The 12,971-nt window shown below is 65.4% G+C and carries 14 protein-coding genes; 5 read left to right on the plus strand and 9 right to left on the minus strand.

All coding sequences use genetic code 11. The annotated features are described in order from the left end of the window. The first annotated feature begins 115 nt into the window (after nucleotides 1–115). The 4 genes from ABZ720_RS03160 to ABZ720_RS03175 all read left to right on the plus strand — a co-directional run bounded on the left by ABZ720_RS03160 (nucleotide 116) and on the right by ABZ720_RS03175 (nucleotide 3,088). On the plus strand, nucleotides 116–916 hold the full coding sequence (locus ABZ720_RS03160) for a phytanoyl-CoA dioxygenase family protein (protein WP_366553732.1): 801 nt from the start codon (nucleotides 116–118) through the stop codon (nucleotides 914–916). Continuing rightward, on the plus strand, nucleotides 913–2,088 hold the full coding sequence (gene alr / locus ABZ720_RS03165) for an alanine racemase (RefSeq protein ID WP_366553734.1): 1,176 nt from the start codon (nucleotides 913–915) through the stop codon (nucleotides 2,086–2,088). Before ABZ720_RS03160 ends, alr begins: the two co-directional genes overlap by 4 nt. A gap of 64 nt (nucleotides 2,089–2,152) precedes the next feature. Beyond that, nucleotides 2,153–2,395, plus strand: coding sequence for a PA2433 domain-containing protein (locus tag ABZ720_RS03170; RefSeq protein WP_366553736.1), 243 nt, complete (start codon nucleotides 2,153–2,155; stop codon nucleotides 2,393–2,395). A 198-nt stretch (nucleotides 2,396–2,593) separates the two neighbouring features. After that, the gene (locus tag ABZ720_RS03175) at nucleotides 2,594–3,088 is read left to right on the plus strand and encodes a DUF421 domain-containing protein (protein WP_366553738.1); all 495 of its coding nucleotides are present in this window, start codon (nucleotides 2,594–2,596) and stop codon (nucleotides 3,086–3,088) included. Between the two features lie 11 nt (nucleotides 3,089–3,099). Here ABZ720_RS03175 and ABZ720_RS03180 read toward each other — a convergent pair whose 3' ends face one another. The 7 genes from ABZ720_RS03180 to ABZ720_RS03210 form a co-directional block, all read right to left on the minus strand. Then, on the minus strand, nucleotides 3,100–3,762 hold the full coding sequence (locus ABZ720_RS03180) for a trimeric intracellular cation channel family protein (RefSeq protein ID WP_366553740.1): 663 nt from the start codon (nucleotides 3,760–3,762) through the stop codon (nucleotides 3,100–3,102). A 140-nt stretch (nucleotides 3,763–3,902) separates the two neighbouring features. Continuing rightward, on the minus strand, nucleotides 3,903–4,706 hold the full coding sequence (locus ABZ720_RS03185) for an ABC transporter ATP-binding protein (RefSeq protein WP_366553742.1): 804 nt from the start codon (nucleotides 4,704–4,706) through the stop codon (nucleotides 3,903–3,905). After that, nucleotides 4,703–5,767 carry a dihydrodipicolinate synthase family protein gene (locus ABZ720_RS03190; protein WP_366553744.1) on the minus strand — a complete coding sequence of 355 codons (1,065 nt, stop codon included), beginning with the start codon at nucleotides 5,765–5,767 and terminating at the stop codon, nucleotides 4,703–4,705. The genes ABZ720_RS03185 and ABZ720_RS03190 overlap by 4 nt, the downstream gene beginning before the upstream one ends. 38 nt (nucleotides 5,768–5,805) lie before the next feature. Then, nucleotides 5,806–6,657, minus strand: coding sequence for a GNAT family N-acetyltransferase (locus tag ABZ720_RS03195; protein WP_366553746.1), 852 nt, complete (start codon nucleotides 6,655–6,657; stop codon nucleotides 5,806–5,808). Then, nucleotides 6,644–7,720 carry an NAD-dependent epimerase/dehydratase family protein gene (locus ABZ720_RS03200; RefSeq protein ID WP_366553748.1) on the minus strand — a complete coding sequence of 359 codons (1,077 nt, stop codon included), beginning with the start codon at nucleotides 7,718–7,720 and terminating at the stop codon, nucleotides 6,644–6,646. Before ABZ720_RS03200 ends, ABZ720_RS03195 begins: the two co-directional genes overlap by 14 nt. A 34-nt stretch (nucleotides 7,721–7,754) precedes the next feature. Continuing rightward, nucleotides 7,755–8,558, minus strand: coding sequence for an ABC transporter permease (locus ABZ720_RS03205; RefSeq protein ID WP_366553750.1), 804 nt, complete (start codon nucleotides 8,556–8,558; stop codon nucleotides 7,755–7,757). A 58-nt stretch (nucleotides 8,559–8,616) separates the two neighbouring features. Further along, complete coding sequence (locus ABZ720_RS03210; protein ID WP_366553752.1) at nucleotides 8,617–9,354, minus strand: TetR/AcrR family transcriptional regulator; 738 nt, start codon at nucleotides 9,352–9,354, stop codon at nucleotides 8,617–8,619. A 166-nt stretch (nucleotides 9,355–9,520) separates the two neighbouring features. Here ABZ720_RS03210 and ABZ720_RS03215 point away from each other — a divergent pair, with 166 nt between their 5' ends. Then, the gene (locus tag ABZ720_RS03215; protein ID WP_366553754.1) at nucleotides 9,521–10,510 is read left to right on the plus strand and encodes an ABC transporter substrate-binding protein; all 990 of its coding nucleotides are present in this window, start codon (nucleotides 9,521–9,523) and stop codon (nucleotides 10,508–10,510) included. Between the two features lie 491 nt (nucleotides 10,511–11,001). Here the strand turns inward: ABZ720_RS03215 and ABZ720_RS03220 are convergent, their stop codons facing one another. Together ABZ720_RS03220 and ABZ720_RS03225 are read right to left on the minus strand one after the other, a co-directional pair. Next, entirely contained in the window at nucleotides 11,002–11,760 is a 759-nt protein-coding gene (locus ABZ720_RS03220) for an SDR family NAD(P)-dependent oxidoreductase (RefSeq protein WP_366553756.1), read from the minus strand. A 221-nt stretch (nucleotides 11,761–11,981) separates the two neighbouring features. After that, nucleotides 11,982–12,917, minus strand: a complete 936-nt coding sequence (locus tag ABZ720_RS03225) for an AEC family transporter (RefSeq protein WP_366553758.1) — start codon at nucleotides 12,915–12,917, stop codon at nucleotides 11,982–11,984. Nucleotides 12,918–12,971 lie beyond the last annotated feature (54 nt).

Here is a 12,971-nt window from a genome sequence, read left to right on the forward strand (position 1 = left end):
GACTAAGCTCAGCTTAGGCAGGCTGCAGCAAATCTCGGTTTGTGACAAGGCACCCGGCTGGCAGACTGCTGCCCGGTCATGGATCGGCTGCGGCCGCAGGTGAGGAGAGAGGGCGATGCGTCTCAGTGAAGAGCAGTTGCGGCAGATCGACGAGCAGGGCTTTCTCATCATTCCCGGTCTCTTCTCCCTTTCGGAGGTCGAGATCCTGCGCGCCCATCAGGAGGCACTGTTCCGGGAGGAGCGGCCGGAGAACATCCGGGAGAAGCAGAGCGGCGAGGTGCGCACCGCCTTTGCCCTGCACCGGCGCGACGAAGCCTTTGCCGAGCTTTCATGCCACCCGCGCTTGATCGAGCCGGCACAGCAGATCCTGCGCGATGAGGCGCTCTACGTTCAGCAGGTAAAGGTGAACGTCAAGGCGGCTTTCGTCGGCGAGGTCTGGCAGTGGCACTACGACTTCGCCACCCACCACGCGGAGGATGGGGTGCCCGAACCGCTGGCGCTCAACCTGCATGTCTTCCTCGACGAGGTGAATGCCTTCAACGGGCCGCTCTGGTTCATTCCGGGCTCCCACCGGGATGACGAACTGCGCGCGCGCGCCGACACCGAGACGACGAGCTACCGGCTCTGGGTGGTGGACCAGGACGGCGTGGCGGCGCTGGTGCGAAAGGCGGGGGAGCGTATCGTCGCCGCGACCGGCGCCCCGGGCACGGCGTTGATCTTCCGCGATAATCTGGTGCACGGCTCGCCGCCCAACATGTCGCCCTGGCACCGCCGGATCTTCTCCGTGATCGCCAACCCGGTGGCAAACCGGCAGACCCGCTTCGGCCGCCCCGACTTCATTCACGAGCGGGACTTCACCCCGATCCGCACGGCCGCGGATGACTGCCTGTTCCGCCTGGGATCGGGGGTGTCGTGAGCCGAGGTGACTGCCAGGGCGGCACCGTGCGGCCGGCTTGGCGCGAGCTGGACCCGGAGGCACTGCGCGGGAACTATCGCCACCTGCGCGACACCCTGGCGCCGGGAGTCGGCGTCATCGCCTCGATCAAGGCCAATGCCTACGGTCATGGCGCGGTCGAGACCGCGCGGCTGCTGGCGGAAGAAGGGGTCGAGCTGCTGGCCACCGGGTCCTTCGACGAGGCCGTGGCGATCCGCAAGGCCGGCATCGACACGCCGCTGCTGCTGTTCGGCGGCTTCCTGCCGGATGCCCTTCCCAAGATCCTCGAATGGAACCTGATTCCCACGGTCTGCAATGTCGAGATGGCGGAGGCGCTCTCGCGCTGTGCCGGCGGGCCGACGCCGCTCTACATCAAGATCGACTGCGGGCTCAGGCGTCTCGGCGTGCCCCTGCATCAGGCGCGCGATTTCGCGCTCCATGTTGCCGGACTGCCGAACCTGGAGGTCGCCGGCCTCTACACCCACGTGCCCTTCAGCAGCCGCGACGGCCGCGGCTGGGCGGAGCGCCAGCTGCAGGAGTTTGACCGGCTCGTTGCGGCACTGGCGGCGGCCGGGCTCAAGGTGCCCGTGACCCAGGCCATGGGCAGCGCCTGCCTGCTGGCCGGTCTGCGCGACCGCTGCACCGCCGTCTCGCCGGGCCATCTGCTCTACGGCCTCTCACCCCTCGACCCCGAGGTCGCCGGCTTCGCGCCCTATCGGCCCGTGCTGAAGGCCCTGCGCGCGCGCCTGATCCACATCGGTTCCTACAGGCCCGGCACACGCCCGACTCTCGAGGGTACAGAAGCGCTGGAGGGAGCGGACAGAGAGGGCGGCGCGGCGATCACCACGGGTGTGGTGCCGCTCGGCCGCCATGACGGCTATCGTTCGGCGCGCGATGGCCGGCCGGCCACGATGCTGCTGCGCGGCCGGCGGGTGCCGGTGCTCAGCGTGACGCTGGAACACAGTGTCCTGGACCTCAGTGCCATTGAGGCCCCCGAGATCGGGGAGTGCGTCACCGCCCTGGGCGCGGACGGGGAAGAGGCGATCGCCCTCGATGACCTCGTCCACTGGTGGGGGGTATCGCCGTTGGAGGTGCTGATGACCCTCGACGGGTCTGCGCTTGCCACGGAACCTTTTGCGCGAATCTCCGTCTGATTAATGTGCCCGTAGAATGCGGGCGGTGGACCGATAACCGGTCCAGAACGAACGGAGGCTTGCTATGCGAGGCATCATTTTCACGTCAGCATTCGTACTTGCGCTGTCCGGCGGCGCCGCCCTGGCCCATCAGTGTCCCTCGATGATGGAGGAGATCGACCAGGCACTCCCGAGCGCGGACCTGTCCGAGGACGAGCGTCAGCGCGTGACGGACCTCCGGCAGGAGGGCGAGGAATTGCACGAGGCCGGCGACCACGCCGGCTCCGAGGCCGCACTCGGCGAGGCCAAGGACATCCTCGGGCTGTAGACGTGACGCGCGCCCCGGAGTGGACCTGCCACGAAATCCGCTCCGGGGCGCTGCCCGAGTGAAATGATCCGGGCTCCCTAGGGCCAGCCCGGTTGAGGCCCATGCCATGTCGCTCGGGGGCCGGAGGCCGCAGGTCCCAGAGCCCAAATTCCGATCACTGTCAACGAGATAGGCTCCAGCGACAGGAGAAGCGGGATCATGGACATCTCCGGCATGTTCTTTCAGGACTGGGCAGGGATCGTCCGGACCGTCCTGGTGGGCGTGCTCGCCTATGTGACGCTGGTGCTGTTCCTGCGCATCTCCGGGAAGCGGACGCTCGCCAAGCTCAACGCCTTCGACCTCGTGGTGACGGTAGCGCTCGGCTCGACCCTCTCGGCCATCGTGCTGCAGGAATCGGTCGCCCTTGCGGAGGGGGCGACGGCGCTCGCGCTGCTGATTCTCGCCCAGTATCTCGTCGCCTCCTTTTCGGTGCGTTCCAAGAGTTTTGCCGCCGCGGTGCGCTCGGAGCCGGCGCTGCTCGCGCGCAACGGCGCCTTCTGCGAAGGGGCAATGAAGCGCGAGCGCGTGACCCAGGATGAGGCGACCAGCGCCATTCGCTCCCAGGGCGGGCACTCGGTTTCCGAGGTGGAAAGCCTTGTGCTCGAAAGCGATGGCACGATAAGCGTGAGCTTTCTGGCAGCGTCAGCGTCCTGACCTGACCCCCTTCACTGCTCCTCCTCATCCTTCCCGGCCTTGGCGCGCTCGCGGGCGGAGAAATGGCCGACCGGCAGGCGCCAGGCATAGCGGATGGCCATGAAGCGTAGCGTGAAGCACAGCAGTCCGCCGGCCAGCGCCGCGACACCGTAGGGCAGCGCCAGTTCGTGCCCGATGACGACGATGGCGGCGCCGGCCAGGGCCGCGACGGCGTAGAGGTCCGAGCGCAGGACCTGCGGGATCTCCATCAGCAGCACGTCGCGCATCATGCCGCCGCCGATCCCGGTCACCATGCCCAGCAGCGCGGCCATGACGGGGTTGAGCCCGAACTCGATCGCCTTCCCGGCGCCGGCAACCGCGAAAAACGACAGCCCTACCGCGTCGAAGAGGAGAACCGGGCTGCGCAGGCGCTTGATGCCGGCGTAGGAAAAGAAGGTGATGAGCCCGGCAATGATCGAGGCCAGCAGGTAGCGTTCATGGCTGAGCGCGGCGGGGGGCACGGCGCCGATCAGCAGATCGCGGGTGATGCCCCCGACATTGCCGGCGACGAAGGCCAGCACGAGGATGCCGAAGATATCGAGCCGGCGATTGACCGCGGCCAGGGCGCCGCTGATCGCGAACACGAAGGTTCCGCCCAGGTCGAGCAGATTGACCAGAGTATCAATGCCGATCATCAGGCCCCGCTTCCGGTGACACGGCTATTTCTCCCTTGCCCCTTCCGGGGCGCTCTCCCCAGGTCGTGCTGCCCTTCATGGTGTTGCGCCGGCTCGACGGCCCCCGGAAGCGACGAAAGATGCGGTACCGTCGATCCGGCCTACTTCATCCCCAGTTGCTGGTAGATCCGTTTGACGTAGTTGCCGAAGACCTCGGAGGTTTTGACCTCCAGGCTGCGCGGCTGAGGCAGGTCGATGGGAAAGTAGTCGGACATGCGTGCCGGGCCAGCGGTGAGCACGGCGCAGCGCGAGCCCAGGAAGACGGCTTCCTGAATGCCATGGGTGACGAAGACGATGGTCTTGCCACTGCGCTCCCAGATGCGCAGCATTTCCAGGTTCATCTTTTCGCGGGTCAGGGCGTCCAGTGCCCCGAAGGGCTCGTCCATCAGGACCAGCTTGGGATCGTGGATCAGGGCGCGGGCGATGGCGGCGCGCTGCTGCATGCCACCGGACAGTTCATAAGGGCGGCTGTTCTCGAAACCGTTGAGGCCCACCATGTCGAGTAGCTCCCGCGCGCGCTCGCGGCTTTCCTTGCGCGGCAGCTTCAATATGTCGGCTGGCAGCATAACGTTTTCCAGGATGGTGCGCCACTTCAGCAGCAGGGCCTGCTGGAACACCATGCCCACGTCGCGCCCGGGGGTGAAGCCGCCGGCCGCGCCGCCGATGGTGACCTCGCCGTCGTCGGCGTTGGTGAGCCCTGCAAGGATGCGCAGCAGCGTGGTCTTGCCGCAGCCCGAAGGCCCCACCACCGAGACGATTTCGCCTTCGGCGATGTCCAGGGTGACGTCCGATACCGCCAGGAACTCCTGGTTTCCAGTGCGGAACACCTTGCGCAGATTGCGCAGTCGAATAAAGGCTTCGTGCCGCCGTGCAGCGGTGGCGACTGTGTCAGCTTGAGCCGTCATGAAAGCCATCTTTCCAGGTTGTCCCGCACGAAAGTGTCATCGGAGAGGTCGGCGTGTTCGGCATAGACGCGGTCGATTACCGCGGCCTGGCCGCTGCCCAAGCCCTCGTTCGGGTCCAGGCACCAGAGGCCCTCGAGCAGGCCCTGCCGGCGCAGCACCTCGTGACAACCGGCGATGCAGCCGCCGAAGCCGTTGGCAACGTCGAAGAAGGCGGCGTTGCAGTCGGTCACCCGGCTGTCGAGGGCCAAGAGTTCCGGGTCCGGCGCCTGACCGCTTTCGACCACCGCGTGGATGCGCTCCAGCAGTTCCACCGCCGTGCGTGTCCAGACGGACCAGTGTCCCAGCAGGCCGCCGCGGAATCCAAGAGTGACCGGCTGGCCATCGCGCTGCACCTGGAAAGGGGTCAACAGGTCCAGGACGATGTGATCGTCATTTCCGGTATAGAGCGTCACGCGATCCTCGGCACCGGCGGCCGCCACGCCGCGCACCACGTCGAGGGTGCGATAGCGGTTGAAGGGTGCGACCTTGATGGCGATGGCGTTGTCAATGGATGCGAAACGCCTCCAGAAGTCAGCGGGCAGTTCGATGCCGCCCACGGCCGTCTGCAGGTAGAAGCCGACGAGCGGAATCTCCTCGGCAATATGCTGGCAATGGGTGATCAGTTGATCGATGTCGGCGCCCTTCATGGCGGCCAGACTGACCAGTCCGGCGTGATAACCCACTTCGACGGCGCTGCGCGCTTCGGCCACCGCCTGCTCAGTCTCGCCACAGATGCCGGCGATCATGAAGAGCTTGCGGTCGGTCCAGGCGCGGCTGTCCTCGATGGCTGCGCGCAGCACCGGCTCATAGAGACCGTGATCGCGGATCGCGAATTGGGTGGTGTGCACGCCGACGGCCAGCCCGCCTGCGCCGGCGTCCACGTAGTAGCGCGTGAGTGCCCGCTGGCGCCGCCGGTCGAACTGCCGGGAACTGTCGAGTGCCAGGGGGTGGGCCGGAATCACCGCGCCCCTGCGGAACCGGGTTAGGAGGTCGGGATCAAGCTCTCTGTGGTGCAATCCCATGGCGGTTCAGAGCTCCCTATGTGCGAGTTGGCGGGTCATCAGCCGAATTCAGGGCCGGCAATGGCATGCAGGCGCGCGATGTCGCCCAGGGTCCGGCTGGCATTGCGGATCATGCGCAGGAAAGAGCGCTGCGGCGTGAACCCTCTGGCGCGCAGGAATTCCGCGACGGCCCGGCGCTGATCCAGAACGTCGATGAAAACCGGGCCGGGCAGCTGGGCGAGGGCGGCGGTGAGCAGTGCGATGGCCGTTTGCTCGTCCGCTGCCAGCAGAGGTCCGACCTGGCTGGCCCGGTCGCCGGGGCGGCCGAGCACGGCTCCTCGCTCGTCTTGTGTCATCCAGGCGGCTGTCGGCAAGCGGGCAGAAAAGCTGGTAAGGATCGGCCGACGCTCTGCGCCAAATGCAGCGGCGTCCAGTGCGACTGCCGCATTCAGAGCGACGGAGCGGGACAGAGGAACCGGTGATGACTCGCCTGGAGGCGTAACAGGCCCATTTCCTTCGCCTTGCCAGCGGGTGAGGCGCAGCGAGCCCTCAAAACCGAGAGAGCGATAGAGAGGTTCGCCAATGGGTGTGGCGTCCAGACAGGCGATGCGCCGGCGACGGTCGAGTTCGTCTAGGCAGCGCTGCAGCAGCAGGCTGCCCAGCCCCCGTTTGCGATGGGAGCGGCGGACCAGAACCATGCTGATCCAGGCGATGTCCTCGCCATAGGGCAGAATGGCTGCGCTGCCCACCACCCCGCCGTCGTCAAGCGCCCCGAAAACCAGCCCCTCGGTAAGGAAAAGACGCCAATCGGCCTCCTGCTGGTTCCAGCCAGCCTCGCGCGACAGCACCATCATCTGCGGCAGATGGCCTTCGCCCAGAAGCGTGATTGAGATCGGGTTAGTAGGCGCCATCGCGGGATTCAAAGTGGGTGGGCTTGTCATAGCTCGGCTGTTCGCGCTGCAGCCAGTCGACGGTCCAGTCCATCATGCGCTTGAGCGGCACCAGGGGATAGCCGAAGGTGGCGCAGGCCTGGGCTGCATTGGATAGCCAGGCGGTCGGTGCCTCTTGTCCGGTGATGACGGGCTCGCGGCCCAGTAGGCGGCCGAACTCCTGCGCCAGCCAGCGCACCGAGATGACCTCGGGCCCGGTGACGTTGATCGGACTGGTTGGCGCTGTGGCATGGGCAAGGCAGCGCAGGGCCTGCGCGTTGGCGTCACCCTGCCAGATCACGTTCACGTGCCCCATGGTGACGTCAATGGGTCGGCCCTCTTTCACCTTGCGTGCCACGTCGTGCAACACGCCGTAGCGCAGGTCTATGGCGTAGTTGAGACGGAACAGCCGGCCCGGCGTGGCGTAGAGATCGGAGAAATAGCTAAACATCCGCTCGCGGCCGATGCAGGAGTTTGCGTATTCGCCGGGCGGGGTCAGCGCGGCGCTCTCGTCGGCGCCCATGCCGTCCACGGGCGCGAAAGCGTAGACGCAGCCGGTCGAGAAGGCGACGATCCGGGATTCCTTGAAAACATCCGCGACCCGGGCCGGGACGTGGACGTTCATCGCCCAAGTCAGGGGCTGATTGCCTTCGGCACCGAACTTGCGGCCGGCCATGAAGATGATGTTGCGACACCGTGGCAAGGCCTCGAGCGCAGCCGGATCAAGCAGATCGCAGGTGATGGTTTCGACGCCGGCGGCCTCCAGCTCGGTCTTGACTGCGGGGTCACTGAAGCGGGCCACGGCGATAACGCGCTTCTCGGGTGCCGCGTTGCGCGCCAGGCGGCAGAGTGAGGGACCCATCTTTCCGGCGGCGCCTAGCACCATGATGTCGCCGTCCAATCTGCCCAGTTCTTCGGCCAGCGCCCGGGGGGGGCGTGCCATGAAGGACTCCAGGTCGGCAAGGCTGGCGAAGCCGTCAGGCAGGGTGGAAGTCTCGAGCCAGGGGCCGTGCTCTGGGATTGTTCCGGCGTCTTGGGCGCTCATGGGTCGGTATTGATCCTTTCGAAAGCGGGGCGAGTCATGAGAGCCGCGCGTCCTTGGGCACGAGGAAATGCTCCAGCGCCATGACCAGCCCATAGAGGAAGACTCCGATCAGGGTGATCAGAATGACGGCCATGAACATGGCGGGGGTGTCCAGCGATGCCTGCACCTGGATCATCAGGTAGCCAAGGCCGCGGCTGGAGGCGATGAATTCGCCGACGATGGCGCCGGCCACGGCCAGGATGGCGGCCACCTTCATGCCCGAGAAGATGTAGGGCAGGGACCCCGGCAGCTGGATATAGATGAAGGTCTGCCAGCGCGAACCGCGCAGCGACTTCACCAGGTCCAGCAGATCCGGCTCGATCTCGCGCAGGCCGCGCACTGTGGTCAGCAGGATCGGGAAGAAGCAGAGACTGAAGGTGATCAGGATGTTGGTGCCGATGCCATAGCTGAACCAGACGATGACCAGCGGACCCAGCGCCACCTTCGGGATCATGTTGAGCGTGACCAGCAGGGGGAAGAACAGAACGAAGGCCAGGCGCGACCAGGTGAAGATGAGGGCACAGAGTACACCCAGGACGACGGCCAGGGCATAGCCGCCGAAGATTTCGATGGCGGTTACCCGGGTGTTCGAGACCCAAGCGTAGTGATCGCCGGTCAGGGTGGCGAGGATCTCGGTAGGCGGCGGTAGGATGAATCGCGGGACTTCAAGGGCACGGACCAGCACTTCCCACAGCACGAAGGCTGCGAGGTGCACGCCGATGACAATGAGCTGATTGTAGGACAGTCCGGGTAGGCGCGGTGCCGTCCGGGTTGCAATCTTGGTATCCTGCATCGTCATCACTGTCTCTCAGCCAGGAGGTGAAAGGACCCTAGAAGATCGCTCTCCCTGCAGTCAACTATCCAGTTGGTTGATTATGGCGGCGCAGGGCATGCAGTACGAAATCGATCACATGCTGGCGCCGCCGCGCCACCTCGGTCGCGGACGACATATCGCGATTGAAAATGGCCGAAAGCGTCGGGTTGTTGGAAAAAAAGAAGTACGAGAGGCTGGCAATGGAAATGTAGAGATTGACCGGTCCGAAGCGGTCGTGAAAAACCCCTTCTTCCACACCGCGCTTGAGCACCCTGTCGATCACGTCGACCAGCGGCGAATGCATGTCCACGAGCTCGCGGGACCCCTTGAGGTGCGCGCTGCGCATGCGGTTCTCGTCGTTGAGTAGTGCGATGAACTCTGGGTGTCCGGCCAGATAGTCGAAGGAGAAGCCGACGAGGCGCTCCATGGCTGCCAGAGGTGGCAGCGCGTGTAGCTCCAGTTCGCGCTCCTGCGAGCGGATTTGGCGATAGACCTCCTCCAAAGAGGCGGTGAAGAGCTCATCCTTGCTGCCGTAATAGTGATAGACGAGTTGCTTGTTGACGCCAGCGCGCCGGGCTATCGCATCGACGCGTGCTCCCGCCAATCCGTTCTGTGCGAACTCGGTGATTGAGGCATCCAGCAGTGCTCGGCGCGTTTCCACCGGGTTGCGGCGGCGTGGCCGTGTGCTCTCTTTGGTTGCTTTGGCCCGCCTCTGTCGCTTGTTCTGGTCCGTGCCGGCCAACTCCGATGCCTTGCGCTTGGAGACTTGCTTTTCCGTCATGCTTCACATCAAACCAACTGGTTGGTTAATTATTGATCCAAGGAAGCGAAATGGGTAACCTTTTTTAAGTGCAACACCAAGTCCGGCCATCTCGCATAATGCTGCCGGACGTGGCACCGCTGCGATCGAGGCTGTTCGGCAGCGATTCAACAGGGAGGAAAGTTCGTTGAAGAGACTAGCGACACTGGCTGCCGCATCGGCAATGATCCTGCCCGGCGCTGTGGTGGCAGAAGATCTGGACATGGTGCTCAACTGGGTGCCCACCGCCGATCACTCGCCCTATTTCTACGCCCAGGAAGCAGGCTGGTATGAAGAGGCCGGCCTCAATGTGAGCATCGAAGCCGGACAGGGCTCCTCGGCCTCGGCCCAGCGTGTTGGCGCGGGGCGCTCCGAGCTGGGCGTGGCAGACATGGCAACGGCGCTGGTCGCACGCAGCAAGGGCGCGGATATCGTTGCGGTCATGGCGGTCTACGCCAACTCGCCCCAGGGCTTCTATTGGCTCAAGAGTACCGGCATCGAGGGGCCGGAGGACTTCCCCGGTCACAAGATCGGAAATCCCCCGGCCGATGCCTCACGCGTGATGTGGCCTCTGTTTGCCGAGACGGTCGGCATCGAACCAGACTCCGTCGATTTCGTGAATGTCAGCCCGCAGGCCAAGCTGACCTCTCTGAAAAGCGGCGCTATCGACATCACCAGTGACTTCTATAACGAGCACGACCTGAAAGTGCGCGAGTTCGGCGATGACCTGGGCTTCGTCGCCTGGCGCGACATCGGTATCAACCCCTACGGCAACTCGGTGATTTTCAACGGCGAGTACAGCCGCGAGAATCCAGAGGTCGTGCAGAAGTTCACTGAGATCAGCCAGCGCGCCTTCAAGGCCTGCGTCGACGATTTCGAACCCTGCCTGGACGCCCTGATGGAGAATGTCTCGGGACTGGATCGAGACAATCAGCGCGATCAATGGGGCCGCATCCAGGAGCTTATGCGTGATCCGACAACCACGAGCGTTGCCCTGGGCGCCTTTGATGCAACGCGAATGGAAGACGACTATGCCATGGTCGACGAGTACTTCGGCGTCGACGTACCGTTCGACGTGAACGACGTCTACACGAACGAATACCTCGATCAGTCGATTAAGATGCCTGAGGAAGAGTGAGCACGCTTTTGGTGTGCGTCAGAGGGCAGCACCGAAGCGCGGATTAGCCCCTCGAGTATTCTTGAAAAGATATAGACAACGGCGGGGTTCAAACCCCCGCCGTTTTTCGTCTTAACAGGCCGGTCAAGTGGCTCTAAGCAGTGCTCTTGGGCACACCCGCTATCCGGCCTAGGCGCACCGATAGCGCTGGGGGCTCATGCCGGTCCAGGCGCAGAAGGCACGGGAGAAGGCGGAGAGTTCGGAATACCCCGCCTGTGCACGACCTCGGTCAGGGACATGGCGGAGTCGTCCAGATGGTGGAGCGCGAGCTCCTTGCGGGCTGGGTTCAGCAGTTCCTGGTACGAGCTCGCCGTCCCGCAGCGGGAAAAGGGCGCGGCCATCCGGCAGTTGCCGACCAGGGCGGCGTAAAGCGTATCTGCCTTTAGGAGAATAGCTCGATACACAGCAATCACCCCCGCCGACCAGGTTACCGGCCGGCGGGGGCTTGGGCGTCACTGCATGCGCATGCCGCCGTCGAGGCGGATGTTGTCGGCGTTGAGCATGGGGTTGCCCAGGATGTGCATGACCAGGCTGGAGAACTCCTCTTCCTTGCCGAAGCGCTTGGGGAAGGGGACCTGGTTGGCGAGGTTCTCCTGCACCTCTTCCGGCATGTTGAGCAGCATCGGCGTGGCGAAGAGCCCCGGCGCGATGGTCATGACGCGCACGCCGGACTTGGCGAATTCGCGCGCGGCCGGCAGCATCATGCCGACCACACCGGCCTTGGAGGCGGCGTAGGCCACCTGGCCAAGCTGGCCCTCGCCGGCGGCGATGGAGGCGGTGTTGACGATCAGGCCGCGCTCGCCGTCCTCGTTCACCGGCTCGGCGCCCAGCATGTCGGCGGCGGCCAGGCGCAGCATGTTGAAGCTGCCCACCAGGTTGATGTCGACGGCCTTGCGGAATTCCTCCAGCGGCATGGGGCCGTTGCGCCCGACGATGCGCTTGGCCGGGGCGACGCCGGCGCAGTTGACCAGCACCCGGGCCGGCCCGTGCTTCTCGCGCGCTTCGGCCATCACGGCCTCGGCCTGCTCGGCGCTGGTGACGTCGCAGCGGAAGCCGAGGCCGCCGATCTCCTCGGCCACGCGCTTGACGCCTTCCTCGTTGATGTCGAGCACCGCCACCTTCGCGCCGGCCTTCGCCAGCGCCCGGGCCGTGGTTGCCCCCATGCCGGAGCCGCCGCCGGTGACGATCGCGGCCAGTCCTTTCACGTCCATGAGCTGTCTTCCTTATCCTGTGGGAAAGTTCCTGCAAAAAGCTGGCCGCGCCTATAGCACGCCCCCGGCCGTCCGGTCACGCCTGCGCGCGCTCACGCCCCGTACTCTCCCGCGTCATTGCGAGGAGGCGCAGCCGACGAAGCAATCCAGGGCCATTTGCCTGTGGCCCTGGATTGCCGCGCTCGCTTTGCTCGCTCGCAATGACGCGGCGAGATGCCGGTTTACACCCCCAGCAGCAGGAAGAGCAGGGACAGCGTGACCAGGGAGAGCAGGGTGGAGAGCAGGATGGCCGAGGTGGCGCGCTGGACATAGACCTCGTAGCTCGAGGCCAGCACGAACATCAGCGCGCCGATGGGCAGGGCCGCCTGGATGATGGCGGAGAAGGCCCAGACCCGCTCCAGCTCGAAGACCACCAGCGCCAGCCAGGCCACCAGGGCCGGCAGGGCCACCAGCTTCAGCAGGCAGATCCACAAGACCTCGCCCAGCCCGGCGCGCAGCGACTTGCCCACCATGAAGAGCCCGATGGCAAAAAGCGCGCAAGGGCCCGCGGCGGCACCCAGGATGTCCATGAAGTTGCCCACCGAGGCGGGCAGCGGCAGCCCGCCCCAAGACCAGAGCAGGCCGGCGGCGGCCGAGAGGAAGAGCGGGTTCTTGCCCACGCCGGCGCCGGCCTTGCGCACCACCTGCAGGGCGCCCTGGCCCTTGGCCCGCACCACCTCCAGCACCACCACCCCGGCGACGATCACCAGAGCGCCGTTGATGATGGTGGTGATGACCGCCGGCAGCACCCCCTCCTGCCCGAAGGCGAGCTGCAGCAGCGGCACGCCCATGTAGCCGGTGTTGGAGAAGATGGCGGAGAAGCCGTGCATGGCGTTGAACTCGATCCCGCCGGGAAAGGCGAAGCGGGCGATGATCGCGGCCAGGAAGAAGATCGCCAGCAGGCCGAGGCCGAAGACGGCGATGAAGTCCCAGTAGAAGACGTCGGCCAGGGGCGTGCGCGCCAGCGAGCCGAAGAAGAGCGCGGGCAGGGCGGCGTAGTAGACGAATCCGTTCAGCGCCTGGCTGGAGTCCTGCCCCAGGATGCCGGTGCGACCGCTGAGATAGCCGGCGGCCATGATGGCGAAGACTGGCAGGACGACATTGACGATGGCTTCCATGACGCGGCGCAGACTGTCGCTGCAACGCCCGGCTGTCCAGCCATGAAGCCGACC

It is taken from the genome of Aquibaculum sediminis, assembly GCF_040712085.1.
In the GTDB taxonomy this organism is placed as follows: Bacteria; Pseudomonadota; Alphaproteobacteria; order Kiloniellales; family DSM-21159; genus Aquibaculum; species Aquibaculum sediminis.

Bases quoted from the DNA above. Each gene is read 5' to 3' on its own strand.
- ABZ720_RS03160 (WP_366553732.1), top strand. From the start codon at position 116: ATGCGTCTCAGTGAAGAGCAGTTGCGGCAGATCGACGAGCAGGGCTTT.
- ABZ720_RS03170 (WP_366553736.1), top strand. From the start codon at position 2,153: ATGCGAGGCATCATTTTCACGTCAGCATTCGTACTTGCGCTGTCCGGC.
- ABZ720_RS03175 (WP_366553738.1), top strand. From the start codon at position 2,594: ATGGACATCTCCGGCATGTTCTTTCAGGACTGGGCAGGGATCGTCCGG.
- ABZ720_RS03180 (WP_366553740.1), bottom strand. From the start codon at position 3,762: ATGATCGGCATTGATACTCTGGTCAATCTGCTCGACCTGGGCGGAACC.
- ABZ720_RS03185 (WP_366553742.1), bottom strand. From the start codon at position 4,706: ATGACGGCTCAAGCTGACACAGTCGCCACCGCTGCACGGCGGCACGAA.
- ABZ720_RS03190 (WP_366553744.1), bottom strand. From the start codon at position 5,767: ATGGGATTGCACCACAGAGAGCTTGATCCCGACCTCCTAACCCGGTTC.
- ABZ720_RS03195 (WP_366553746.1), bottom strand. From the start codon at position 6,657: ATGGCGCCTACTAACCCGATCTCAATCACGCTTCTGGGCGAAGGCCAT.
- ABZ720_RS03200 (WP_366553748.1), bottom strand. From the start codon at position 7,720: ATGAGCGCCCAAGACGCCGGAACAATCCCAGAGCACGGCCCCTGGCTC.
- ABZ720_RS03205 (WP_366553750.1), bottom strand. From the start codon at position 8,558: ATGACGATGCAGGATACCAAGATTGCAACCCGGACGGCACCGCGCCTA.
- ABZ720_RS03210 (WP_366553752.1), bottom strand. From the start codon at position 9,354: ATGACGGAAAAGCAAGTCTCCAAGCGCAAGGCATCGGAGTTGGCCGGC.
- ABZ720_RS03220 (WP_366553756.1), bottom strand. From the start codon at position 11,760: ATGGACGTGAAAGGACTGGCCGCGATCGTCACCGGCGGCGGCTCCGGC.
- ABZ720_RS03225 (WP_366553758.1), bottom strand. From the start codon at position 12,917: ATGGAAGCCATCGTCAATGTCGTCCTGCCAGTCTTCGCCATCATGGCC.